The organism is Sphingomonas oligoaromativorans, assembly GCF_011762195.1.
Lineage (GTDB): Bacteria > Pseudomonadota > Alphaproteobacteria > Sphingomonadales > Sphingomonadaceae > Solisphingomonas > Solisphingomonas oligoaromativorans.
In genome coordinates this window covers 60,582-80,678 of record NZ_JAASQK010000009.1, presented here as the reverse complement: position 1 = coordinate 80,678, position 20,097 = coordinate 60,582, and the positions used below count along the sequence as shown (strand labels likewise).

General features: G+C 70.4%; 21 protein-coding genes. 14 read left to right on the top strand and 7 right to left on the bottom strand.

Going from position 1 to position 20,097, the window contains the following annotated elements; genetic code table 11:
• Positions 1 to 29: 29 nt before the first annotated feature.
• On the top strand, positions 30 to 1,994 hold the full coding sequence (gene ftsH, locus FHS98_RS16170) for an ATP-dependent zinc metalloprotease FtsH (protein WP_167107501.1): 1,965 nt from the start codon (positions 30 to 32) through the stop codon (positions 1,992 to 1,994).
• 92 nt (positions 1,995 to 2,086) lie between these two features.
• On the opposite strand, the gene FHS98_RS16165 is transcribed toward ftsH, so the two are convergent.
• Complete coding sequence (locus FHS98_RS16165) at positions 2,087 to 2,572, bottom strand: hypothetical protein (protein WP_167107498.1); 486 nt, start codon at positions 2,570 to 2,572, stop codon at positions 2,087 to 2,089.
• Between the two features lie 3 nt (positions 2,573 to 2,575).
• Positions 2,576 to 3,682, bottom strand: a complete 1,107-nt coding sequence (locus FHS98_RS16160; protein ID WP_167107495.1) for a DUF3667 domain-containing protein — start codon at positions 3,680 to 3,682, stop codon at positions 2,576 to 2,578.
• A gap of 96 nt (positions 3,683 to 3,778) precedes the next feature.
• Here FHS98_RS16160 and FHS98_RS16155 point away from each other — a divergent pair, with 96 nt between their 5' ends.
• The 8 genes from FHS98_RS16155 (at position 3,779) to FHS98_RS16120 (ending at position 10,261) form a co-directional block, all read left to right on the top strand.
• On the top strand, positions 3,779 to 5,068 hold the full coding sequence (locus FHS98_RS16155) for a glutamate-5-semialdehyde dehydrogenase (RefSeq protein ID WP_167107492.1): 1,290 nt from the start codon (positions 3,779 to 3,781) through the stop codon (positions 5,066 to 5,068).
• A 10-nt stretch (positions 5,069 to 5,078) separates the two neighbouring features.
• Positions 5,079 to 5,768, top strand: a complete 690-nt coding sequence (locus tag FHS98_RS16150; protein WP_167107489.1) for a nicotinate-nucleotide adenylyltransferase — start codon at positions 5,079 to 5,081, stop codon at positions 5,766 to 5,768.
• The gene (gene rsfS, locus FHS98_RS16145) at positions 5,765 to 6,169 is read left to right on the top strand and encodes a ribosome silencing factor (protein WP_167107486.1); all 405 of its coding nucleotides are present in this window, start codon (positions 5,765 to 5,767) and stop codon (positions 6,167 to 6,169) included. Before FHS98_RS16150 ends, rsfS begins: the two co-directional genes overlap by 4 nt.
• A gap of 12 nt (positions 6,170 to 6,181) precedes the next feature.
• Entirely contained in the window at positions 6,182 to 6,604 is a 423-nt protein-coding gene (locus FHS98_RS16140) for a 23S rRNA (pseudouridine(1915)-N(3))-methyltransferase RlmH (RefSeq protein ID WP_167107483.1), read from the top strand.
• A gap of 20 nt (positions 6,605 to 6,624) precedes the next feature.
• Positions 6,625 to 7,797, top strand: coding sequence for a murein hydrolase activator EnvC family protein (locus FHS98_RS16135; protein WP_167107479.1), 1,173 nt, complete (start codon positions 6,625 to 6,627; stop codon positions 7,795 to 7,797).
• An 86-nt stretch (positions 7,798 to 7,883) separates the two neighbouring features.
• Entirely contained in the window at positions 7,884 to 9,251 is a 1,368-nt protein-coding gene (locus tag FHS98_RS16130) for a S41 family peptidase (protein ID WP_167107476.1), read from the top strand.
• A 15-nt stretch (positions 9,252 to 9,266) separates the two neighbouring features.
• On the top strand, positions 9,267 to 9,749 hold the full coding sequence (locus FHS98_RS16125) for a disulfide bond formation protein B (RefSeq protein WP_167107473.1): 483 nt from the start codon (positions 9,267 to 9,269) through the stop codon (positions 9,747 to 9,749).
• A gap of 20 nt (positions 9,750 to 9,769) precedes the next feature.
• Positions 9,770 to 10,261, top strand: a complete 492-nt coding sequence (locus FHS98_RS16120; RefSeq protein ID WP_167107665.1) for a demethoxyubiquinone hydroxylase family protein — start codon at positions 9,770 to 9,772, stop codon at positions 10,259 to 10,261.
• Between the two features lie 4 nt (positions 10,262 to 10,265).
• On the opposite strand, the gene FHS98_RS16115 is transcribed toward FHS98_RS16120, so the two are convergent.
• Positions 10,266 to 10,769, bottom strand: coding sequence for an O-acetyl-ADP-ribose deacetylase (locus FHS98_RS16115; protein ID WP_167107470.1), 504 nt, complete (start codon positions 10,767 to 10,769; stop codon positions 10,266 to 10,268).
• An 80-nt stretch (positions 10,770 to 10,849) separates the two neighbouring features.
• On the opposite strand from FHS98_RS16115, the gene FHS98_RS16110 reads away from it, so the two are divergent.
• The 3 genes from FHS98_RS16110 (at position 10,850) to FHS98_RS16100 (ending at position 12,647) form a co-directional block, all read left to right on the top strand.
• Positions 10,850 to 11,248 carry a hypothetical protein gene (locus FHS98_RS16110; RefSeq protein WP_167107467.1) on the top strand — a complete coding sequence of 133 codons (399 nt, stop codon included), beginning with the start codon at positions 10,850 to 10,852 and terminating at the stop codon, positions 11,246 to 11,248.
• Between the two features lie 108 nt (positions 11,249 to 11,356).
• Positions 11,357 to 11,851: a hypothetical protein gene (locus FHS98_RS16105; protein WP_243848068.1), complete on the top strand. Its 495-nt coding sequence runs from the start codon at positions 11,357 to 11,359 to the stop codon at positions 11,849 to 11,851.
• Positions 11,852 to 11,942: 91 nt separating this feature from the next.
• On the top strand, positions 11,943 to 12,647 hold the full coding sequence (locus tag FHS98_RS16100; RefSeq protein WP_167107464.1) for a glutathione S-transferase N-terminal domain-containing protein: 705 nt from the start codon (positions 11,943 to 11,945) through the stop codon (positions 12,645 to 12,647).
• A 6-nt stretch (positions 12,648 to 12,653) separates the two neighbouring features.
• Here the strand turns inward: FHS98_RS16100 and smc are convergent, their stop codons facing one another.
• From smc to FHS98_RS16080, 4 genes are read right to left on the bottom strand one after another with little or no spacing between them, the layout of a single operon-like run.
• On the bottom strand, positions 12,654 to 16,073 hold the full coding sequence (gene smc, locus FHS98_RS16095; RefSeq protein WP_167107461.1) for a chromosome segregation protein SMC: 3,420 nt from the start codon (positions 16,071 to 16,073) through the stop codon (positions 12,654 to 12,656).
• A 25-nt stretch (positions 16,074 to 16,098) separates the two neighbouring features.
• Positions 16,099 to 16,860, bottom strand: coding sequence for a thioredoxin domain-containing protein (locus tag FHS98_RS16090; protein ID WP_167107458.1), 762 nt, complete (start codon positions 16,858 to 16,860; stop codon positions 16,099 to 16,101).
• A 20-nt stretch (positions 16,861 to 16,880) separates the two neighbouring features.
• Positions 16,881 to 17,591 carry a DsbA family protein gene (locus FHS98_RS16085; protein WP_167107455.1) on the bottom strand — a complete coding sequence of 237 codons (711 nt, stop codon included), beginning with the start codon at positions 17,589 to 17,591 and terminating at the stop codon, positions 16,881 to 16,883.
• The gene (locus FHS98_RS16080) at positions 17,588 to 18,130 is read right to left on the bottom strand and encodes a DUF721 domain-containing protein (RefSeq protein WP_167107452.1); all 543 of its coding nucleotides are present in this window, start codon (positions 18,128 to 18,130) and stop codon (positions 17,588 to 17,590) included. Before FHS98_RS16080 ends, FHS98_RS16085 begins: the two co-directional genes overlap by 4 nt.
• A 47-nt stretch (positions 18,131 to 18,177) precedes the next feature.
• Between FHS98_RS16080 and mutY the strand changes: the two genes are divergently transcribed.
• Both mutY and nudC read left to right on the top strand, forming a co-directional pair.
• Entirely contained in the window at positions 18,178 to 19,215 is a 1,038-nt protein-coding gene (gene mutY, locus FHS98_RS16075; RefSeq protein WP_167107449.1) for an A/G-specific adenine glycosylase, read from the top strand.
• A complete protein-coding gene (gene nudC / locus FHS98_RS16070) occupies positions 19,212 to 20,096 on the top strand; it encodes an NAD(+) diphosphatase (RefSeq protein WP_167107446.1) in 885 nt (294 codons plus the stop codon). The genes mutY and nudC overlap by 4 nt, the downstream gene beginning before the upstream one ends.
• Position 20,097: the final 1 nt, after the last annotated feature.

Sequence of the window (20,097 nt, the reverse complement as noted above, 5' to 3'; positions counted from 1 at the left end):
ATTGGCGGGACACTCTGATCGGAACACTCATGCAGAACGACGACAAGGAACCCCAGGGCAACGGCAACGCCTGGATGAAGAACATGCTGGTCGTGTTCGCCATCGTCGGCGCCCTTTTCCTTTTCGTCTCGCTGTTCGACGGCGGAATGCGCGACAGCCGGGCCGGCGACACGATCGCCTATTCGGACTTCCTGGCGAAGGTCGACGATGGCAGCATCAAGGATGTCGTGATCGCGGACAATGTGATCTCGGGCAAGATCGGCAACGATCAGAGCTTCCACACCATCTCGCCCGGCGACGCGCAGCTCGTGCAGCGTCTCCAGGATCATGGCGTCCGCTTCCGCGCCAAGCCCGAGGAGCAGACCTCGGTGTGGCTGCTGCTGCTCTATCAGGCGCTGCCCTTCCTGCTGATCCTCGGCATCGCCTTCTTCGTGATGCGCCAGATGCAGAAGAACGCCGGCTCGGGCGCGATGGGCTTCGGCAAGTCGCGCGCCAAGCTGCTGACCGAGAAGCATGGCCGCGTCACCTTCGATGACGTCGCCGGCATCGACGAGGCCCGCGAGGAGCTTCAGGAGATCGTCGACTTCCTGAAGGATCCGTCGCGCTTCGCCCGCTTGGGCGGCAAGATTCCGAAGGGCGCGCTGCTGGTCGGCTCGCCCGGCACCGGCAAGACGCTGCTCGCCCGCGCCATCGCCGGTGAGGCGGGCGTGCCCTTCTTCACCATTTCGGGTTCGGACTTCGTCGAGATGTTCGTCGGCGTCGGCGCGTCGCGCGTCCGCGACATGTTCGAGCAGGCCAAGAAGAACGCGCCCTGCATCGTCTTCATCGACGAGATCGACGCGGTCGGCCGTCACCGTGGCGCCGGCCTCGGCAACGGCAATGACGAGCGCGAGCAGACGCTGAACCAGCTCCTCGTCGAGATGGACGGCTTCGAGGCCAACGAAGGCATCATTATTATCGCGGCGACCAATCGCCCCGACGTGCTCGACCCCGCGCTGCTGCGTCCGGGCCGCTTCGACCGTCAGGTCGTGGTGCCGCGCCCGGATATCGACGGCCGCGAGAAGATCCTCGCCGTCCACATGAAGAAGATCCCGACCGCGCCCGATGTCAACGTCCGCACCATCGCGCGCGGCACGCCGGGCTTCTCGGGCGCCGACCTTGCCAACCTCGTCAACGAGGCCGCGCTCTTGGCCGCCCGCAAGGGCAAGCGCCTCGTCGCCATGCGCGAGTTCGAGGAGGCCAAGGACAAGGTGATGATGGGCGCCGAGCGCAAGTCCATGGTCATGACCGAGGAGGAGAAGCGCTCGACCGCCTATCACGAGGCCGGCCACGCGCTTGTCTCGCTCCATGTTCCGGGCTGCGATCCGCTCCACAAGGTGACGATCATCCCGCGTGGCCGCGCTCTCGGCGTGACATGGAACCTGCCCGAGCGCGATCGCTACTCGATGAGCATGAAGCAGATGAAGGCGCGGCTCGCGCTCTGCTTCGGCGGCCGTATCGCCGAGCAGCTCATCTACGGCGCGGACGAGCTGAACACCGGCGCTTCCAACGACATCCAGCAGGCCACCGACATGGCCCGCTCGATGGTGATGGAATATGGCATGTCCGAGAAGCTCGGCTGGCTGCGCTATCGCGACAATCAGGACGAGGTGTTCCTCGGCCACTCGGTCAGCCGCGCGCAGAACATGTCGGAGGAGACGGCCCGGCTGATCGACTCCGAGGTCCGCCGTCTGGTCGAGGAAGGCGAGGCGCGGGCGCGTCAGGTGCTGACCGACAATCTCGACGAGCTGCACAAGCTGGCGCTGGCGCTGCTCGAATATGAGACGCTGACCGGCGACGAGGCGAAGAAAGCGATCGCCGGCGAGGATATCGGCCGCGACGACAAGGCGGGCCGCACGCCGCAGCCGCGTTCGGCGACGGGTTCGTCGATCCCCAAGTCGCGCCGTCCGGGCGGCGGCAACCCGTGGGGCGAGCCGACGCCACAGGGCGCTTAACAGGGTTCACAATGGACTAAAAAAGGGCCGGGGCAGCGATGCTCCGGCCCTTTTCGTCACCGGGTGCTGGCGCCCCTTTCCTCCCGGTCCGGCTATTTCGATTTCGAGCAGCCGACGAGGTCGAAGAACTGCTTCGGTGCCGCGTCCCTCTTGTCGGGCGGGGTCAGATGCCAGAGCACATCGCCGAGATTGGGCATCAGCATATGCGCCGGCGCGACACCGTTTCGCACCGGCACGCCTTCGTACACATGATATGAGGCATCGGTTCCGATATAGTCGATGTCGCCGATCGGCCGCTCCTTCCCGTCATCGGGCGAGGGCGGCCGCCATGAGGCGGATCGCACGTCCGTCGTGGAGGCGAGATGGGCGAGGCCATCGGTCCCGCCATTCCAGGGCAGGAACCAATAGTCCCGGCCGCTGGCGCCGACGTGGATATCGAGCGCAATGCGGGACGGCCAATCCCGCCCTTTCTCGACATCGTGGAACGTCGCCACGATGTCCGGCGCCGTCCGCATCCGGTAGCGCGCATCCTCGACGGTGCAGACGGACAGCGAAGCAATCGCCAGAAGCGCCAGCATGTTTCACTCCGCCTCCAGCCAGAGCAGCAGCAGGAAGAAGAGCAGCGACGTCACGCCCGTCATCGACAGCAGCGTCACCGTCCGCCAAGCCGCCCCGAAGCGGCCGATGCGGTAGGCGTGCTTCAACTGCTTGTACATATGGACGGGCGGCACGATCAGGAAGGCGCACCACAGCCAGGCCTGCCCCACGCCGACGAAGTAGAGCGCCAGCAACCCCACCACGAACAGCGTCATGAAGCTCAGCGAGTGGATCGCGAAGATCGCGTGATCGTAAAACCCCACGTCACGCCGCCAGAAGAACATCAGCCAGATGAACGGCACCGAGATCGGGATCAGCGCCCAACTGAACTTATACGACGCCATCTTGAGCTTGTAGGCATAGAGCGCCGGATTCTCCTTCACATGGCCGATCTGGCGATCGAGCTTCGAGAAGCCGGTGTTGACGTTGAGCGCCTCGGCCACGCCTTCCGCTCCATCCGAAGCGCCGGCCTTCACCTGCGGCAGATGCTGCGCCGCGACCGACAGCCCCGCCACCTCGCGCTGGGCGTCGCTGATCTTCTGGTTGAGATCGCCCAGATCGGCGTCGGGATCGGCGGCGAGCGTGTCGATGCGCTTCTTCTCGAGGCCGTCGAGCCGCTTCTGCGCCCTGGCCGATTCGGTGCCGAGCTGCGCCTGCGCCTTGGCCAGCCCCTGCGCCGCCCCCGCCACGTCGGGCGAGGACAGCCGGTTCACGGCGGCGAACAGCAGGAACACCGAGAACAGGAACAGCGCCATCGGCGACACGAACTTGGCGCGCTCGCCATGAACATAGCGCCGCGTCAGGTCGCCGGGATGGAAGGCCAGCATCGGCAGCGTCTTCCAGATCCTGCCCTCGAAATGGAACACGCCGTGGAGGATGTCGTGCGCGAGCGCGGAGACGTTGCGGTGGACATGGCCGCTCTGCCCGCAGCTCTGGCAGAAGGGGCCGGCGCGCACCGCGCCGCAGTTGAGGCATTCGCCGCCGGCACCTTCATGGGCGCCATGGCCCGCGGCCCCGCCGGCCCGGTCGACCTCGCGGGTGACGAGGCCTCCGGTCAGAATATCCCCGAACTCGTCCCCACTGCCCGTCATGCCCAATCCCCTGTTTCCCCGCCCCAAGAATAAGCCGCAAGCAGGCGAGCGGTCGAGAGGGTGCCCGATCGGGGCACATTCTGCTAATCGGCGGGGATGGATATTCCCCTGCCCCAGACCGGCGCGCTCACCGAGGAGGCGGCCGACACGCTGATCGGCGCGATGGGCCGCCGTGCCCGCGCCGCCGCCGCGATCCTCGCCACCGCGCCGACGGAGCGGAAGGCGGATGCGCTCCGCCACGCCGCGCGCCTGCTGCGCGAGCGGTCGGAGGCGATCCTCGCCGCCAATCGCGAAGACCTCGCCCGCGCCGACGCCTGCGGCATGGCCTCCGCGATGAAGGACCGGCTGACGCTCCACCCACAGCGCCTTGAGGGCGTCGCGGAGGCGCTGGAAGCGGTCGCCGGGCTCGACGATCCGGTGGGGCAGGTGATCGACCGGCGCGACCGCCCCAACGGGCTCGAGCTGCGCCGCGTCCGCGTGCCGCTGGGCGTGGTCGGCATCATCTATGAAAGCCGCCCCAACGTCACCGCCGACGCCGGCGCGCTGGCGCTGATGGCGGGCAATGCCGCGATCCTGCGCGGCGGCTCGGAAGCCCGCACCTCCAACGCCGCGATCCATGCCGCGCTCGCCGACGGCATCGCCGCCGCCGGGCTGCCGGTCGATGCGGTGCAGTTGATCCCGACGACCGACCGCGCCGCCGTGGGCGCGCTGCTTCGGGCGCAGGGGCTGGTCGACATCATCGTGCCCCGCGGCGGCAAGGGCCTCGTCGCGCGCGTGCAGGACGAGGCGCGGGTGCCCGTGCTCGCCCATCTCGACGGCATCAACCACAGCTTCGTCCATGCCTCGGCCGTGCCCGCGATGGCGGAGGCGATCGTCGTCAACGCCAAGCTGCGGCGGACCGGCGTCTGCGGTTCGACCGAGACGCTGCTGATCGACCGCGCCTATCCCGAGGCGGCGAGCCTCGTCCGCGCCCTTCTCGACGCCGGCTGCGCGCTGCGCGGCGACGGAGACGCTCAGGCGCTCAATCCCCGCATCACGCCGGCCGCGCCAGAGGACTGGGACACCGAATATCTCGACGCGATCTGCACCGTCGGCTTCGTCGACGGGGTGGAAGGCGCCTGTCGCCACATCGCCGCCCATGCCTCCCACCACACCGACGCGATCATCGCCGAGGATGCGGAAGTGGCGGAGCATTTCCTCAACAGCGTCGACAGCGCCATCGTGATGTGGAACGCCTCGACCCAGTTCGCCGACGGCGGCGAGTTTGGCCTCGGCGCGGAGATCGGCATCTCGACGGGCCGGCTTCATGCGCGAGGCCCGGTCGCGCTCGAAGGCCTCACCACCTATAAATGGCAGGTGCGCGGCACGGGGCAGACCCGTCCTTGAGAGACTGGGCGTGACACGAGGTGGCGGCAGGCGGATCGGCCTGCTCGGCGGCTCCTTCAACCCCGCGCATACCGCGCACCGGCGGATCAGCCTGTTCGCGATCGAGGCGCTGGGGCTGGACGAGGTGTGGTGGCTGGTGTCGCCGGGCAACCCGCTCAAGGCCGCCGCGTCGGACATGGCCTCGCTCGCCGACCGCCTCGCCTCCGCCGAACGGATGGCCCGCCGCGCGCCGATCGTGCCCACCGCGATCGAGGCCAGCCTCGGCACGCGCTACACGGTCGACACGCTCCGCAAGATCGTCCGCCGCTACCCGCGCGATCGCTTCATCTGGATCATGGGCGCCGACAATCTCGCCCAGTTCGCGCTGTGGAAGGACTGGCGGACGATCGCCGCGACGCTTCCCATTGCCGTGATCGCCCGACCGGGCTATGATGCGGCCGCCCGATCTGGTGTAGCGATGGGCTGGCTGGGCCGCTTCGGCCGGTCCGCTTCGGGCGCGAAGCGGTGGACGCGATGGAGTTTGCCGGCACTCGTGCTGATGCATACTGTTCCTGACCCGACTTCAGCCACCGCCCGGCGGGCCGCCGATCCCGATTGGCATCGCCGTATAAACCCAAGAGCCCTGCGCGATCGCGTGACGCGCCGGCTCGTTCCCCCGGAGGTTCATTGCCTGCTTCTACCGCCGCCACCCGCGACATGACGGGTGGCCCCGCCGCTTCACCGGAGGCCGAGGCGCTCCACACGCTGGTGCTCCAGTCGCTTGAGGACGATCAGGCGGTCGAGACCATCTCGATCCCGCTCGCCGGCAAGACCAGCATCGCCGATTACATGGTGATCGCCTCCGGCCGTTCGAGCCGGCAGGTGTCGTCCATGGCGGTGAAGCTCGCCGAGAAGGTGAAGGCGCAGGTCGGCCGCAGCCCCAAGATCGAAGGCCTGCCGGCCGCCGACTGGGTGCTGATCGATGCCGGCGACGTGATCGTCCACCTGTTCCGCCCGGAAGTGCGCAGCTTCTACAATCTGGAGCGGATGTGGGCGTTCGGCGACGAGAGCGCGGCGACCGCCTCGCCCTCCAATCCGCCGGCGCCACCGCCCGTCGCCTGACGCCGGCCGGCCTTGCTGCTCCACATCGTCGCCCGCGGGCGGATCGGGCGCAGCCCCGAGGCCGAGCTGGTCGATCGCTATCTGAAGCGCGTGAGCTGGCCGACCAAGGTCAGCGAGCTGCCCGATACAGGCGGGCGGATGCCCGAGCTTGCGCCCGGCGCGCGGCTGGTCGCGCTCGACGAGACGGGGCGGGATCTGCCGTCCCGCGAGCTGGCCGCCATCCTCGGCCGCTGGCGCGACGACGGGGTGCGCGAGGTGCGCTTCCTGATCGGCGCCGCCGACGGCCATGAGGACGAGACGCGCGCCAAGGCGGACCTTCTGCTCGCCTTCGGCAAGGCGACATGGCCGCACATGATGGCCCGCGCGATGCTGGCCGAGCAGCTCTGGCGGGCATCGAGCATCCTCGCCGGCCACCCCTATCACCGCGAGGGCTGATGCGCGGGCGGGGGGCGATCATGATCGGGCTCGGGCTCGCGACGCTGGCGACGGGCGCCGCGCCCGCCGAGGCGCCCGACCTCGCGCCGGCCATCGGCGACGTCCGCAACGCGCTGGTCGGCGCCAAGCAGGCCGCGTCCGAGGCGGAAGCCCGCGCCGCCGCGCTCAATCAGGCCGCCGAACAGGCCAGCAACGAAGCGGATCGCGCCCGTGCGCAGGCCGCCGCGCTGGGCCTTCAGGTGCAGGCCGCCGAATCCGATCTTGCCGCCGCCCAGGCCCGCATCGCCCTGATCGCCAGGCTGCAAGCGGACCAGCGCAGCCATATCGCCGAGAAGCAGGGGCCGATCCTGCATCTGGTCGCCGCGCTTCAGACCATGGCGCGCCGCCCGCCGGCGCTCGCCATCGCGCAGCCGGGCTCGCTCGACGACATCGTCCATGTCCGCCTGCTGCTCGCCGATACGCTGCCGGTGATCCATGCCCGCACGGCGGCGCTTCAGGCGACGCTCGCCAAACAGACCGAACTGCACGGCGATGCCGAGCGCGCCGCCACCGCGCTCGATGCCAGCCGCAAGCTGCTCGCCAGCCGCCGACAGGCGTTCGCGACCCTGGAGGCCACGGCCATCCGCCGCTCGCAGCGCCTCGCCGATCAGGCGGCCGAGGAGGAGGAGCGCGCGATCGGCCTCGGCGAGGATGCCCGCGACATCGCCGACCGGATGCAGGCCATGGCCGAGGCCGGCGACATCCGCGCCCGCCTCGCCCGTTTGCCCGGCCCCGATCCGCGCCCCGCCGGCCCCGATGACGCCGTGCCCGTTCATGCCGGGCCTCCGCGCTATCGCCTGCCGGTGAGCGGCGCGGTCGCGACCGGCTATGGCGAGGTTTCGGGCGCCGGCATCCGCGCGCGCGGCCTCACCGTCACGGTGGAGCCCGGCGCCGACGTGCGCGCGCCCACGGCCGCCACCGTGCTCTACGCCGGGGCCTTCCGCAGCTATGGCCGAATCGTCATCCTCGGCCATGGCGGCGGCTGGACGACGACGCTGACCGGGCTCGACACGGTGGCGGTGAAGGTCGGCCAGAGGCTCCGCCCCGGCGATCTCATCGGCCGCGCCGGCACCACCGCCGCTTCCCCGATCGCCGCCGAGCTGCGCCGCGACAATCGCCCCGTCGACATCCTCGCCATGGCGCAGAGCGGCTGAGAATTTCCGCCGCTTTTGCCTTCGTGCGAAACGCGGTAACAGTTGTCATGGAGGGGCACCCCGGCCCCACGGAAAGACGAGACTCGATGCCGAAGTCCCTGTTGCGCTCGATTGCCCTGCTGGCTGCGGGTGCCGCCATCCCGACGATGCTGATCCCGACCGTCCAGAGCGCACGCGCCGCCGAGTCCGACAAGGCCTCCGATACCTATCACCAGCTCGACCAGTTCATGAATGTCTTCCAGAAGATCCGTTCGGACTATGTCGACAAGACCGACGACAAGGCGCTCATCAAGGGCGCGATCGACGGGATGCTGGCCAGCCTCGATCCGCACAGCTCCTATCTGGACGCGCACGACTTCCAGCAGATGAAGCTGACGACCGACGGCAATTACGGCGGCCTCGGCCTCACCGTGCAGGCGGAAGACGGCGTGGTGAAGGTGGTGACGCCGACCGAGGATACCCCGGCCTGGCGCGCGGGCATCAAATCCGGCGACTATATCACCCACATCAACGGCAAGCTGATCTACGGCACCACGCTCGACGACGCGGTGGACCAGATGCGCGGCGATCCGGGCACCAAGGTGACGCTCACCATCGTGCGCCCCGGCCGCGACAAGCCCTTCGACGTGCCGCTCGTCCGCGAGAACATCGTCATCAAGCCGGTGAAGTGGGAGATCAAGAACCACATCGGCATCATCAACATCAACAGCTTCTCGAAGCAGACCGGCGCCGACACGCGCGCCGCGATCGCCGCCATCACCAAGGCCAATGGCGGGCTGCCGACCGGCTATGTCATCGACCTGCGCGACGATCCCGGAGGGCTGCTCGATCAGGCGATCGAGACGGCCGACGCCTTCCTCGACCATGGCGAGATCGTCTCCCAGCGCGGCCGCGCCAAGGACGATATCGAGCGCTATTACGCCCACCCCGGCGACGATGCGAAGGGCCTTCCCGTGATCGTGCTGGTCAATGCCGGTTCGGCCTCGGCGGCGGAGATCGTGGCGGGCGCGCTCCAGGATCAGCGCCGCGCGCTGGTGATGGGCGAGCGCAGCTTCGGCAAGGGCTCGGTGCAGACGCTGCTGCCGCTGACCGAGGACACCGCGCTGCGCCTCACCACGGCGCGCTATTACACGCCCTCGGGCCGTTCGGTGCAGGAGGGCGGCATCCAGCCCGACGTGATGGTGCCCCAGCTTTCCGACCCGGATTACAAGGATCGCCCGAAGTTCCGCGAGAATGATCTGCGCCGCCACCTCATCAACGAGGCCAAGGTGGACGACAGCGTGCTGGAGGCCGACGACAAGACCGATCCGCGCTTCACCGTCACGGCGGACGCGCTGAAGAAGCAGGGGGTCACCGACTTCCAGCTCCACTACGCGCTCCAGACGATGGCGCGGCTGGGCGGCCCGCTGGCGCCCGCCGCCAAGGTCGCCCTCGCCGCCCCCGCGAAGCACTGACGACGGATTTCATCCATGACCGCCCTGTCCCGCGCCCGGCTGACCGCGCTCCTTGTTCCCGCCCTGCTGCTGCTCGGCGCGCTCGGCTCCCAATATATCGGCCATCTCGTGCCCTGCGAGATGTGCATGTGGCAGCGCTGGCCGCATCTCGCCGCGATCGTGCTGGCGCTGCTCGCCATCCTGCTCCGCCCGAACCCGAAGACCTCGCGCGGCTTCACGCTGCTGGCGGCGCTGGCGATCCTCGTCTCCGGCCTGATCGGCGTGTATCATGCCGGCGTCGAATATCACTGGTGGACCGGCATCACCCGCTGCACGGCGCCGGTGCTCGGCGGATCGGGGCAGGATATCCTCGCCCAGATCATGGCCGCGCCGGTCGTGCGCTGCGATCAGGCGCAGTGGACGCTCTGGGGCGTCTCGCTGGCCGGCTGGAACGCCCTCTTCTCGCTTGTTTCGGGAGCATCGATCCTGTGGCTGATCGCCAAGCCCAACGCCCGTTGAACACCCCCGACATCGACGCGATGATCCGCGTCGATCAGGCGGGCGAGTTCGGCGCCACCCGCATCTATGCGGGCCAGCTCGCCGTGCTCGGCAACCGCGCGGAAGCCGCGCGCCCGATCGCGCGCATGGCCGCGCAGGAGGAACGCCACCGTCAGGTCTTCGACAGGCTGATCGCCGAGCGCGGGGTTCGCCCGACTTTGCTCGCGCCCTTCTGGGATCGAGCCGGCTTCCTGCTGGGCGCGGCGACCGCCTTGATCTCGCCCGAAGCCGCGATGGCCTGCACCGCCGCGATCGAGACCGAGATCGACAAGCATTATGGCGAACAGCTCGCCGAGCTGGGCGACCGCGATCCGCAGCTCTCCGACACGATCGCCGAGTTCCAGGCCGAGGAGGTCGAGCATCGCGAGACCGCCATGGCCGAGGGCGCGGAGCGGGCGCTCGGCTATCCGATCCTGTCGGCGGCGATCCGCTTCGGCTGCCGCGCCGCCATCGCCATCTCCAAGCGCGTCTGAGGGCCTAGAGCGCCGCATCCAGCGCGCGCTCGTCCTCGGCCGAGAAGGCCACCAGCACCACGCGATCGAAGGCGTCGGGATGCGCCTCCACCCAGCCGCGGACCGCATCGACCGCCACTCGGGCGGCGGCCTCCCTGGGATAGCCGTAGACGCCCGTCGAGATCGCCGGGAAGGCGATCGAGCGCGCGCCGGCCTCCGCCGCCAGATCGAGGCTGCGCCTGTAGCAGCGCGCCAGCAGTGCCGCTTCCTCCCGGCCGCCGCCGCTCCAAACCGGGCCGACCGTATGCACCACGAAGCGCGCGGGCAGACGGAAGCCCGGCGTAATTCGCGCCTCGCCGGTGGGGCAGGGCGCCTGCGCCAGGCTCGCCGCCTTCAGCTCCGGCCCGGCGGCGCGGTGGATCGCGCCATCCACCCCACCGCCGCCCGCCAGCGCGCTGTTGGCCGCATTGACGATCACATCGACCGCCATCGCGGTGATATCCCCGCGCTCCAGCTCGATCCGCGTCATGCCTCGCCTCCTTTCACTTGCGGGAACCGTCCGGCTCCGCCATGCCGTTCGGCTCAACGGCCGGACTAAGGCGAACGATCATGCGCAGGCTGCTTTCCCTCTCGCTCATCGCAACGGCCTCGCTGGGCCTCTCCGTACTGGAACCGCTGCCGGCGCTGGCGCAGCAGCAGGATCGCTTCATCATCATCTACGGCAAGGATCGCTGCCCCTCGAGCGCGGGGCAGGACATCGTCGTCTGCGTCCGCCAGCCGGAGACCGAGCGCTATCGCATCCCGAAGAATCTCCGCGACAACGAGATCTCGCCCACCAATATGAGCTGGGCGCAGCGCGCGAAGAGCGTCGAGTTCGTCGGCAAGAGCGGCACGCAGAGCTGCTCGGACGGCGGCAATGACGGCTGGTCGGGATGCATGAAGAAAATGTTCGCCGAGGCCCGTGCCGAACGCGAAGCGCAGAAGAAGGCCGAAGCCGGGGTTCCCTGAACGCCACCGCCACCCCACATCATAGAGATGTCGATGCTTTCATTCAGCCCCGCGACAGTCACGGGCGGGCTTGGCTCTGCACCAGCCCCGATCGTGGAGGATCGCCCCATGACCGCCTTCGCTGCCGCCCGATCGCTGTTGATCGCCTGCGCCGGCTTCCTGCTCGGCCTGCTGCTGGCCGCCATGGCGCTGCCGCTCGCGGCGCGCGCCGAGCCGCCCAAGGCCGCGCCCGCCGCCAAGGCGGAAACCGCCGCGGCGGACGAAACGCGCACGATCTCGATCGTCGTCTACGGCAACGATCCCTGCCCCACCGGCAAGGATGATGAGATCATCGTCTGCGCCCGCGAGCCCGAATCCGAACGCTATCGCATCCCCAAGCGCTTCCGCGGCAAGAAGGTGCAGCCGGCGCCGGGCAATAGCTGGGCCAACAAGGTGCGCACCACCGAGGATGTGAGCCGCGAGGCGGCGGGCCTGCCCAACACCTGCTCGATGGTCGGCACCGGCGGCCAGAGCGGCTGCTTCGCCCAGTTCCAGACGCGCGCGCGCCTCCAGCGCCAGCAGGACAAGGAAGACGCGGAGAATGGCGGCGTCCCGCAGGACTGATCCGCCACGCGGTCCGGGGACGGACGTCTTGTCGGCGTCCGCCCCGGCCCTATCTCTGGCGCGCGCAGTCCCTTAGCGCCAGGGAGATTCCATGTCCGATCTGTCCGCTTTCCCGATCGCCGCCCGCTGGCCGGCGCAGCACCCCGATCGCATCCAGCTTTATTCGCTGCCCACGCCCAACGGCGTGAAGGTGTCGATTGCGCTGGAGGAGCTGGGCCTCGCCTACGAACCGCATCTGATCCAGATCGGCCAGAACGAGACCTGGACGCCCGAATATCTCTCGCTCAACCCGAACGGGAAGATCCCGGCGATCATCGATCCCGACGGCCCCGGCGGCCGGCCGCTCGGCCTGTTCGAGAGCGGCGCGATCCTGCTCTATCTCGCCGACAAGACCGGCCGCCTGATGCCGACCGACCCGGCGCAGCGCTATGAGGCGATCCAGTGGATCTTCTTCCAGATGGCGGCCGTCGGCCCGATGTTCGGCCAGGTCGGCTTCTTCCACAAGTTCGCCGGCCGCGAATATGAGGACAAGCGCCCGCTCCAGCGCTACGTCGCCGAGAGCAAGCGCCTGCTCGGGGTGCTGGAGGATCGCCTCGCCAGCCGCGCCTGGATGATGGGCGACGATTACACGATGGTGGACGTCGCGCTGCTCGGCTGGGTGCGCAACATCAACGGCTTCTACGAGGCGGGCGCGCTGGTCGAGTATGACAGGCTGCGCCATGTGCCGGCCTGGCTGGAGCGCGGCCTCGCCCGCCCGGCGGTGCAGCGCGGGCTCAACATCCCGGCGCGCGACTGACGCTCTCTACTCGGCGGCGAGGAGCGTCTCCGCGCCGCCGAGATCCACCGAGACCAGCCGGCTGACGCCGCGCTCGACCATCGTCACGCCGAACAGCCGGTGCATCCGCGCCATGCTGACCGCATTATGGGTGACGACGAAATAGCGGGTGTCCGTCTCGCGGGTCATCTGGTCGAGCAGATCGCAGAAACGCTCGATATTGGCGTCGTCGAGCGGCGCGTCGACCTCGTCCAGCACGCAGATCGGCGCCGGATTGGTGAGGAACAGCGCGAAGATCAGCGCCACCGCCGTCAGCGCCTGCTCGCCGCCCGACAGCAGGGTGAGCGAGGAGAGCTTCTTGCCCGGCGGCTGGGCCATGATCTCCAGCCCCGCCTCCAGCGGATCGTCCGAATCGATCAGCGCGAGATGCGCCTCGCCGCCCGCGAACAGCCGCGTGAAGAGCCGCCGGAAATGCCCGTCCACCGCCTCGAACGCGGCGAGCAGCCGGGCGCGGCCTTCGCGGTTGAGGCTGCCGATCGAGCCCCTCAGGCGGGAGACCGCCTCGGCCAGCTCGTCGCGCTGGGCGGCCTGCGTCACCCGGTCGGTATCGAGTTCGGACAGCTCCTGCTCGGCGACCAGATTGACCGGGCCGATCCGCTCGCGATCGATGTTGAGCCTGTCGAAGCGCTGCTGCTCGGCGGCGATGTCGCCGACCTCGGCGGAGGCGAAACCAGCCTTCTCCGGCAGCACGGGCGCCGGGCACTGGAAGCGCTCGCCGGAGAGGCGGCCCATCTCCTGCCGCCGCGCCTCGTGATTCTCGTGGTGCGCGATCGCCGTCGCGCGCGCCTCGCGGGCGCCGGCCGCATCCTCGTTGACCGCCGCCAGCACCGCCTCCGCCTCGCGCAGCACCGCCTCCATGCCGCGTTCGGCCGCCGCCGTCTCACCGACATGAGAGGCTGCGGAGCGGCTCTCCCCTTCCGCGGCCTCGATCCGATCGTCGAGCGTCTTCGGCGTGGCGGCGAGCAATGCGGCCTCTTCATCGGCCGCGGCGGCGCGGGCGGCCATCTCCTCGATCCGCTTCGCCGCGTCACCGGCCCGCGCGCGCCAGCCCTCCGCCTCGGCCTTCGCGGCGACCGCGCGGTCACGATCCACCGACAGGCCACGATCGAGCTGGGCGAGATCGAGCCGGAACTGGCCCACCGCGCCGCGCGCGGCATCGGTCGCGGCGCGCTGCGTGGCCACCGCGCGCGCCGTTTCCGCGCCGTCGGGCAGCAGCGCCACCGCGTCGGCGGCCTTGCTGCGCTCCGCTGCCGCGGCATCGCGCTCGGCCTCGGCCTGGGCGGTGCGTTCGGCCAGCTCGGCCCGGCGGGATTCGATGCGCTCGATGGCGACGCGGGCGCGATCCTCGGCCAGCGCTTCGTCGCGGCCGCGGCGTTCGGAGGCGGCGAGCGCGGCGCGTGCCGCCTGCCCCTCGCGTTGGGCGGCATCGAGCGCGGCGGCGGCATCGCGCCCCTTCGCTTCGGCTTCGGCCAGCGCCGCGCGGGCCGGCGGGAGCTGCGCCTCGATCTCGGTCAGGCGGTTGCGGCGGATCAGCCCTTCGGCGGCGGCCGCGCCCTGTTCCTCGGCGACGAAGCCATCCCAGCGCCGCATCCTGCCATCGCGGGTCACGAGACGCTGGCCGACGCCCAGCCGGATGCTCCCGTCGTCGGTGTCGACGACACCGACCTGCGCCAGCCGCCGCGCCAGTTCCGCCGGCGCCTCGACATGATCGGCGAGCGGCACGCACCCCTTGGGCAGCGCGGCATCGCCCGCAGCATCCGCGCCCGCCCAGCGCCGCGCGCCCTTGCCGCCAATCGGAGCCTCCAGATCGTCGCCCAGCGCCGCCGCCAGCGCGCGCTCATAGCCGGGCGCGGCGGTGATCCGGTCGAGGGCGCGGGGTTCCTTGCCATCCCGGCGCACCAGCGAACGGGTCAGCGCGGCCGCTTCGGATTCCAGCGAGGCGAGCTGCGCGCGCGCCGTGGCCGCCGCCGCCTGCCCCTCGTCCCGCGCCGCCACCGCCGTGACGCGGGCCTCTTCGGCCTTCGTCATCGCCTCGGTCGCGGCATCCGCTTCCGCCGTCGCGGTAGCCCGCGCTCCAGAAGCCGCCATCAGCGCCGCCTCATGCTGCGCGGCATCGCCGACCGCCGCCAGATCGCGGGCGATGCGCGCCACCTCGGCCTCGGCGCGATCGAGACGCTGCCGCGCCGCCGCCAGAGCCGCTTGCGCGATCCGCGCCTCGGCCTGCTCGGCCGCTTCCGCCGCGAGGGCCTGTGCCAGCAGCACCTCCGCATCGCGCAGGCCCGCCTCCGTCTCGGACAGCCGGGTCGCGAGCGCCGGACGTGTCGCCTCGGCCTCCGCCACGCGCGCCATCAGCGTCTCCGCCTCGGCCGTCAGCCGGGCGATGGCGGCCGCCGCATCCTCGGCCAGCGCGCCTTCGCGAGCCCGATCACGCTCCAGCGTGTCGCGAAGCTGGGCGATTTCCTGGATGCGGCGCTCCAGCGCCTTGCGTTCGGCCCTGAGCGTCTCCAGCCGATGCCCGGCCGTCGCCGCGACATCGCGGGCCGACTGGGCGGTGGAGCGCGCCGCCGCCAGCCCCTGCGCCGCCTGCGCCGAGGCCTCGGTGGCGCGACGCTGGCGATCGGCCGCCGCCGCCACTGCCGACGCCGCCGCCTCGGCCTCGCGCTTGCTCGCTGCCCTCGCCTCGGCCGCCTCGCGCCAGCGGGCGTAGATCAGCCGCCCCTCGGCCACGCGGATGTCCGCCGAGAGCAGGCGATAGCGCTCCGCCGCCCGCGCCTGACGGCGCAGCGCCGTGGCGCGCGCCTCCATGTCGCCCAGCAGCGTGTCGAGCCGTTCGAGATTGGTCTCCGTCGCGCGCAGCTTCTGCTCGGCATCGCGGCGGCGGACGTGGAGGCCCGCGATCCCCGCCGCTTCCTCCAGCATCGCGCGGCGCTCGGTGGGCCGCGCGGCGATGATCGCGCTGATCCGCCCCTGGCTCACCAGCGCCGGGCTGTGCGCGCCGGTCGCGGCGTCCGCGAAGAGCAGCGCGACATCCTTCTGGCGCACGTCGCGCCCGTCGATGCGGTAAGCGGAGCCCGCGCCCCGCTCGATGCGGCGGACGATCTCGGCCTCCTGCGGGCCGCGCTCGTCCGCCTGCTCGATCAGCATCGAGACTTCGGCGAAGTCCCGCGCCGGGCGCTGGGCGGTGCCGGCGAAGATCACATCCTCCATGCCGCTGCCGCGCAGCGACTTGGAGCTGGCCTCGCCCATCACCCAGCGTATGGCTTCGAGGAGGTTGGACTTGCCGCAGCCATTGGGGCCGACGATGCCCGTCAGCCCCGGCTCGATCACCAGCTCGGCCGGATCGACGAAGCTCTTGAAGCCCGAGAGCTTGAGCCGCCGGATCCGCATCGTCGCCTACCCCTCTTGCGCCCTGTCAGGCGCCGGCGCCCTTCAGGATCGGCTCCAGCGCCGACCAGACGGTGGCAGTATCGCCCGCCGGCTTGTCGTTGACGACGAAGAAGGGCGTGAAGCTCACATTGTAGCGCGAGACGCCGTCCTGCATCCGCTTGGAAAGCGCATCCAGCGCCTTGGGATCGGCGAGGCAGGCCTTGGCCTTCGCCTCGGGCACGCCGCGCTGGCCGACGAACTGGACATAGCCGAGCTGCTCGCCCCAGGCGGCGGCCTGCTCGTTGGGCGTCTTGTTGGCGATCTGCTGCTGGAAGTTCGCCGGCAGCTTGTCGATCTTCGGGAAGACGTTGGGCTGGTCGGCCATCATCTGCTCAAGGATCGGGAAGAAGGTGGCCGTGCCGTTGCACTGGCCGAGCAGGATCGCGGCCGGGTCCATCGGGTGGATGGCGAAATCGCGGAACTCGTAGCTCACCTTGCCGGTGTCGATATATTTGCTCTTGAGTTCCGGGAAGCCTTCCTCGGTGAACTTCGCGCAGTGCGGGCAGGTGCGCGAGCCATATTCGATCAGCTTCACCGGCGCGTTGGGATTGCCCATCAGATAGCCACCGTCGGCCGTCTGGCTCACCTCGCTGGACCAGCCGCCCGCGGGCGCCGTGCCCACCGGGCCGCTGCTGGCGGCGGGCGTGGCCGGCGTGGCGGCGCTCTCGTCGGCCTTCTTCTGGCAGCCGGCCAGCGTCAGGGCGGCCATGGCGAAGCCGGTGAGAAGGAGGCGGTTCTTGATCGTCATGATGCGCGATACTCCTGTAATCATCCCTTGAGCGCGGCCTGGATCTTGGGCTCCAGCGCCGCCCAGTCATAGACGCCGGACTGGATCATATCGTTGAGGAGGAAGCCCGGCGTCCCGCCGATCTTGCGGACGTTCCAGGCATCGTTGGTGGTCTTCTCCAGCACCGACTGGAGGCCCTTGTCGTCCAGGCACCTGCCGATCGCGGCCGGCGTCGTGCCATGCTTCACGATCAGCGCCTCGACGCCCGAGCCGGCCATCAGCGCGTGGATCGCGGCCGATTTGTCGGGGGCGCTCAGTTCGGTCTGGTGGGCGGAGATCCAGTCGGCCGCCTTGGTCTCCCAATCCGGCTGGCCGGCCATCACATCCTCGACCGCGCCGAAGAAATCCCTCGGCGCGACGCAGCGGGTGCTGAGCGCCACCGAGAAATCCAGCGCGTCGCGCAGCGCCGAGCGCAGCTCGAAGCTCACCTGGCCCGAACGGACATATTTGTCGGTGAGCGGCTTGAACGCGGTGGTCGCGAACACGGCGCAATGCGGGCAGGTGAAGGAGAAGAATTCGACCAGCTTCACCCTGGCATTGGGATTGCCCATGCGGATGCCGCCTTCCGGCGTCTGCTCGACGACGCGGGTCCAGTCGGCGGGGGCGTGGGCCGCGCGGGAGGCGGCCTCGACGGGCGCGGTGCCCGAGACGGCGAACAGGGCGGCCACGAACGCGACGAATACAGGCTTCATTCGGAAGGCTCCGGCAGGCGCGGCGCGCCGGTGGTGAAGGAAAGGCCCTCGGCCATCGATTCGAGCACCGCGCGCAATTCGGGATCGCTCACCGCGCGCAGGCTGTCGCCGAGCTCGACGGGGTGGAAAGCGGGCGCGGCCGGCGTCTTGCGGCGTGGGCGCGGGGTGGCGGCGGCCTGACGGATCTGCACGCGCGCCACCGCCGGATAGCCGAAGAAGCGGTTGACCCGCTCGATCAGCGTCGGCGCGATATGCTGCATCATCGGCGCGTGCGCGCCCTCGACCGAGAGGGTGAGCACGCCGTCCGATTTCTTGCCCGCCGGGAAGCGGATCGATTCGGGCGAGGACACGCCGGCATAACGCTGGCCGACGATCTCGGGCCAGCGACTCACCACGGCGGACTGGACGAAGCCGAAGCGGCGGAAATGGACGCCGCCGATCTCGGGCACGATCTCCGAAAGCGCGCGCGCGCGCGCGGCACGCGGCCGCTCGGCCGGCGCCTTCGCTCGCCCGCGCGACGCCTTCTTTTCCCCCGACATCCCTGAAGCCCGTTCCGTCATTCCCCTCCCCATGCCATAGGCGCCCCATGCCCGTCGATGCCGCTCACGCACTGCTGGCCTGGTACGATGCCCATGCCCGTGCATTGCCGTGGCGGGCGCCCCCCGGCACGTCCGCGCCAGACCCTTATCGGGTGTGGCTGAGCGAGATCATGCTCCAGCAGACGACCGTCGCGGCGGTCGGCCCTTATTTCGCGAAATTCACGCGGGCGTGGCCGACCGTCGCCGATCTCGCCGCCGCCGACGAGGCCGAGCTGATGGCCGCCTGGGCGGGGCTCGGCTATTATGCCCGCGCCCGCAACCTGATCGCCTGCGCGCGAGCGGTGATGGCGGACCATGGCGGGCGATTCCCGGACAGCGAGGAGGGCCTGCGCGCGCTTCCCGGCATCGGCGCCTATACGGCGGCGGCGATCGCCGCGATCGCCTTCGGGCGGCGCGCGGTGGTGGTGGACGCCAATGTCGAGCGGGTGGTGACGCGGCTGTTCGCGTGTGGAGAGCCGCTGCCGAACGCGCGGCCCCGCATCCGGGAGTTGACCGATTCGATCACCCCGGACGCGCGCGCCGGCGACTTCGCGCAGGCGATGATGGACCTCGGCGCGACCGTCTGCACGGTGCGCAATCCGCGCTGCGGCTCCTGTCCGCTCGGCGCCGGCTGCGAGGCGCGGGCCGAGGGCAACGCCGAGGCCTATCCCGTGAAGCCGCCCAGGAAAGCGAAGCCGCGCCGGAAGGGCATCGCCTACTGGCTCGAATCGGATGGCGCGGTACTGCTCGTCCGCCGCCCCGGCAAGGGGATGCTCGGCGGGATGCGCGCGCTCCCCGGAGGCGCGTGGGGCGACGCCGCCGACGCCACACCGCCCCTCGACGCCGACTGGCGCCCGATCGGAACGGTCGAGCATGTCTTCACCCATTTCGCCCTGTCGCTCGACGTGATGGCCACCCATCTCCCCGGCCGCCCGATCGAGGGCGAATGGTGGCCGGTCGATCGCATCGGGGAAGCGGGCCTCCCCACCCTCTATGCGCGCGCCGCAACCCTGGGCCGTGCTTCGCAGGAGATGCTGGCTTTATGACGATCCTCCCCGGCTTCACCGGATCGCTGCTCGACCGGGTCGACATGGCCCGGCACGACGAGGCGCTGGTGGCCGCGATGCGCGCCGATCCGCAAGCGCTGCTGCTGCTCCTCGAAGACCTGCACCCGCTCGGCGCGGAGGACGGCTCGCTCGGCTGGGCGCCGCTCGCCGAAATGCGGATCGAGGTGGAGCTGGCGCTGCTCGGCCGGATCGGGGGGCGGCCGCGCTTCGTCGCGCTGACGCCGGGCGTCTCCGCCCTCCGCCGCTCGCCCGAGCTGTTCGCCGCGATCACCGCGCTCCGGCCCGGCGAGGCCGGCACCTACGCCGCCGCGCGCAGCCTGATCGACTGGCACGCCCGCCACGGCTTCTGCCCCAATTGCGGGCACCGGACCGAGGCCTTCCGCGCCGGCTGGGGCCGCCGCTGCCCGAATTGCGGGGCCGAGCATTTCCCGCGGGTCGACCCGGTGGTCATCATGCTCGCCCAGCACGGCACAGGCGACGCCGCACGCATTCTCGTCGGCCGACAGCCGGCCTTCCCGCCGGGGCGCTATTCGGCGCTGGCGGGCTTTCTGGAGCCGGGCGAATCGGTCGAGGAGGCGGTGACGCGCGAGCTGGCCGAGGAGGCGGGCGTCGCCGTCCATTCGGTGCGCTACATCGCGTCGCAGCCCTGGCCCTTCCCCTCGCAGCTCATGATCGCCTGCGTCGCCATGACCGACGACGACACGCTGCGCATCGACGAAACCGAGCTGGAGAACGCGCGCTGGATCGATCGCGCCGGGGTGGTCGCCGCGATGAACGGCGAGGCGCACGCGCCCTTCCTGCCGCCGCCGCCCTACGCCATCGCCCACACGCTGTTCCGGCGCTGGCTGGCGGAGAGCTGAT

Excerpts from the sequence above, each read along its gene's own strand:
- ftsH (WP_167107501.1), top strand. The coding sequence starts at position 30 with ATGCAGAACGACGACAAGGAACCCCAGGGCAACGGCAACGCCTGGATG.
- FHS98_RS16165 (WP_167107498.1), bottom strand. The coding sequence starts at position 2,572 with ATGCTGGCGCTTCTGGCGATTGCTTCGCTGTCCGTCTGCACCGTCGAG.
- FHS98_RS16160 (WP_167107495.1), bottom strand. The coding sequence starts at position 3,682 with ATGACGGGCAGTGGGGACGAGTTCGGGGATATTCTGACCGGAGGCCTC.
- FHS98_RS16155 (WP_167107492.1), top strand. The coding sequence starts at position 3,779 with ATGGATATTCCCCTGCCCCAGACCGGCGCGCTCACCGAGGAGGCGGCC.
- rsfS (WP_167107486.1), top strand. The coding sequence starts at position 5,765 with ATGACGGGTGGCCCCGCCGCTTCACCGGAGGCCGAGGCGCTCCACACG.
- FHS98_RS16135 (WP_167107479.1), top strand. The coding sequence starts at position 6,625 with ATGATCGGGCTCGGGCTCGCGACGCTGGCGACGGGCGCCGCGCCCGCC.
- FHS98_RS16130 (WP_167107476.1), top strand. The coding sequence starts at position 7,884 with ATGCCGAAGTCCCTGTTGCGCTCGATTGCCCTGCTGGCTGCGGGTGCC.
- FHS98_RS16125 (WP_167107473.1), top strand. The coding sequence starts at position 9,267 with ATGACCGCCCTGTCCCGCGCCCGGCTGACCGCGCTCCTTGTTCCCGCC.
- FHS98_RS16120 (WP_167107665.1), top strand. The coding sequence starts at position 9,770 with ATGATCCGCGTCGATCAGGCGGGCGAGTTCGGCGCCACCCGCATCTAT.
- FHS98_RS16115 (WP_167107470.1), bottom strand. The coding sequence starts at position 10,769 with ATGACGCGGATCGAGCTGGAGCGCGGGGATATCACCGCGATGGCGGTC.
- FHS98_RS16110 (WP_167107467.1), top strand. The coding sequence starts at position 10,850 with ATGCGCAGGCTGCTTTCCCTCTCGCTCATCGCAACGGCCTCGCTGGGC.
- FHS98_RS16105 (WP_243848068.1), top strand. The coding sequence starts at position 11,357 with ATGACCGCCTTCGCTGCCGCCCGATCGCTGTTGATCGCCTGCGCCGGC.
- FHS98_RS16100 (WP_167107464.1), top strand. The coding sequence starts at position 11,943 with ATGTCCGATCTGTCCGCTTTCCCGATCGCCGCCCGCTGGCCGGCGCAG.
- smc (WP_167107461.1), bottom strand. The coding sequence starts at position 16,073 with ATGCGGATCCGGCGGCTCAAGCTCTCGGGCTTCAAGAGCTTCGTCGAT.
- FHS98_RS16090 (WP_167107458.1), bottom strand. The coding sequence starts at position 16,860 with ATGACGATCAAGAACCGCCTCCTTCTCACCGGCTTCGCCATGGCCGCC.
- FHS98_RS16085 (WP_167107455.1), bottom strand. The coding sequence starts at position 17,591 with ATGAAGCCTGTATTCGTCGCGTTCGTGGCCGCCCTGTTCGCCGTCTCG.
- FHS98_RS16080 (WP_167107452.1), bottom strand. The coding sequence starts at position 18,130 with ATGTCGGGGGAAAAGAAGGCGTCGCGCGGGCGAGCGAAGGCGCCGGCC.
- mutY (WP_167107449.1), top strand. The coding sequence starts at position 18,178 with ATGCCCGTCGATGCCGCTCACGCACTGCTGGCCTGGTACGATGCCCAT.
- nudC (WP_167107446.1), top strand. The coding sequence starts at position 19,212 with ATGACGATCCTCCCCGGCTTCACCGGATCGCTGCTCGACCGGGTCGAC.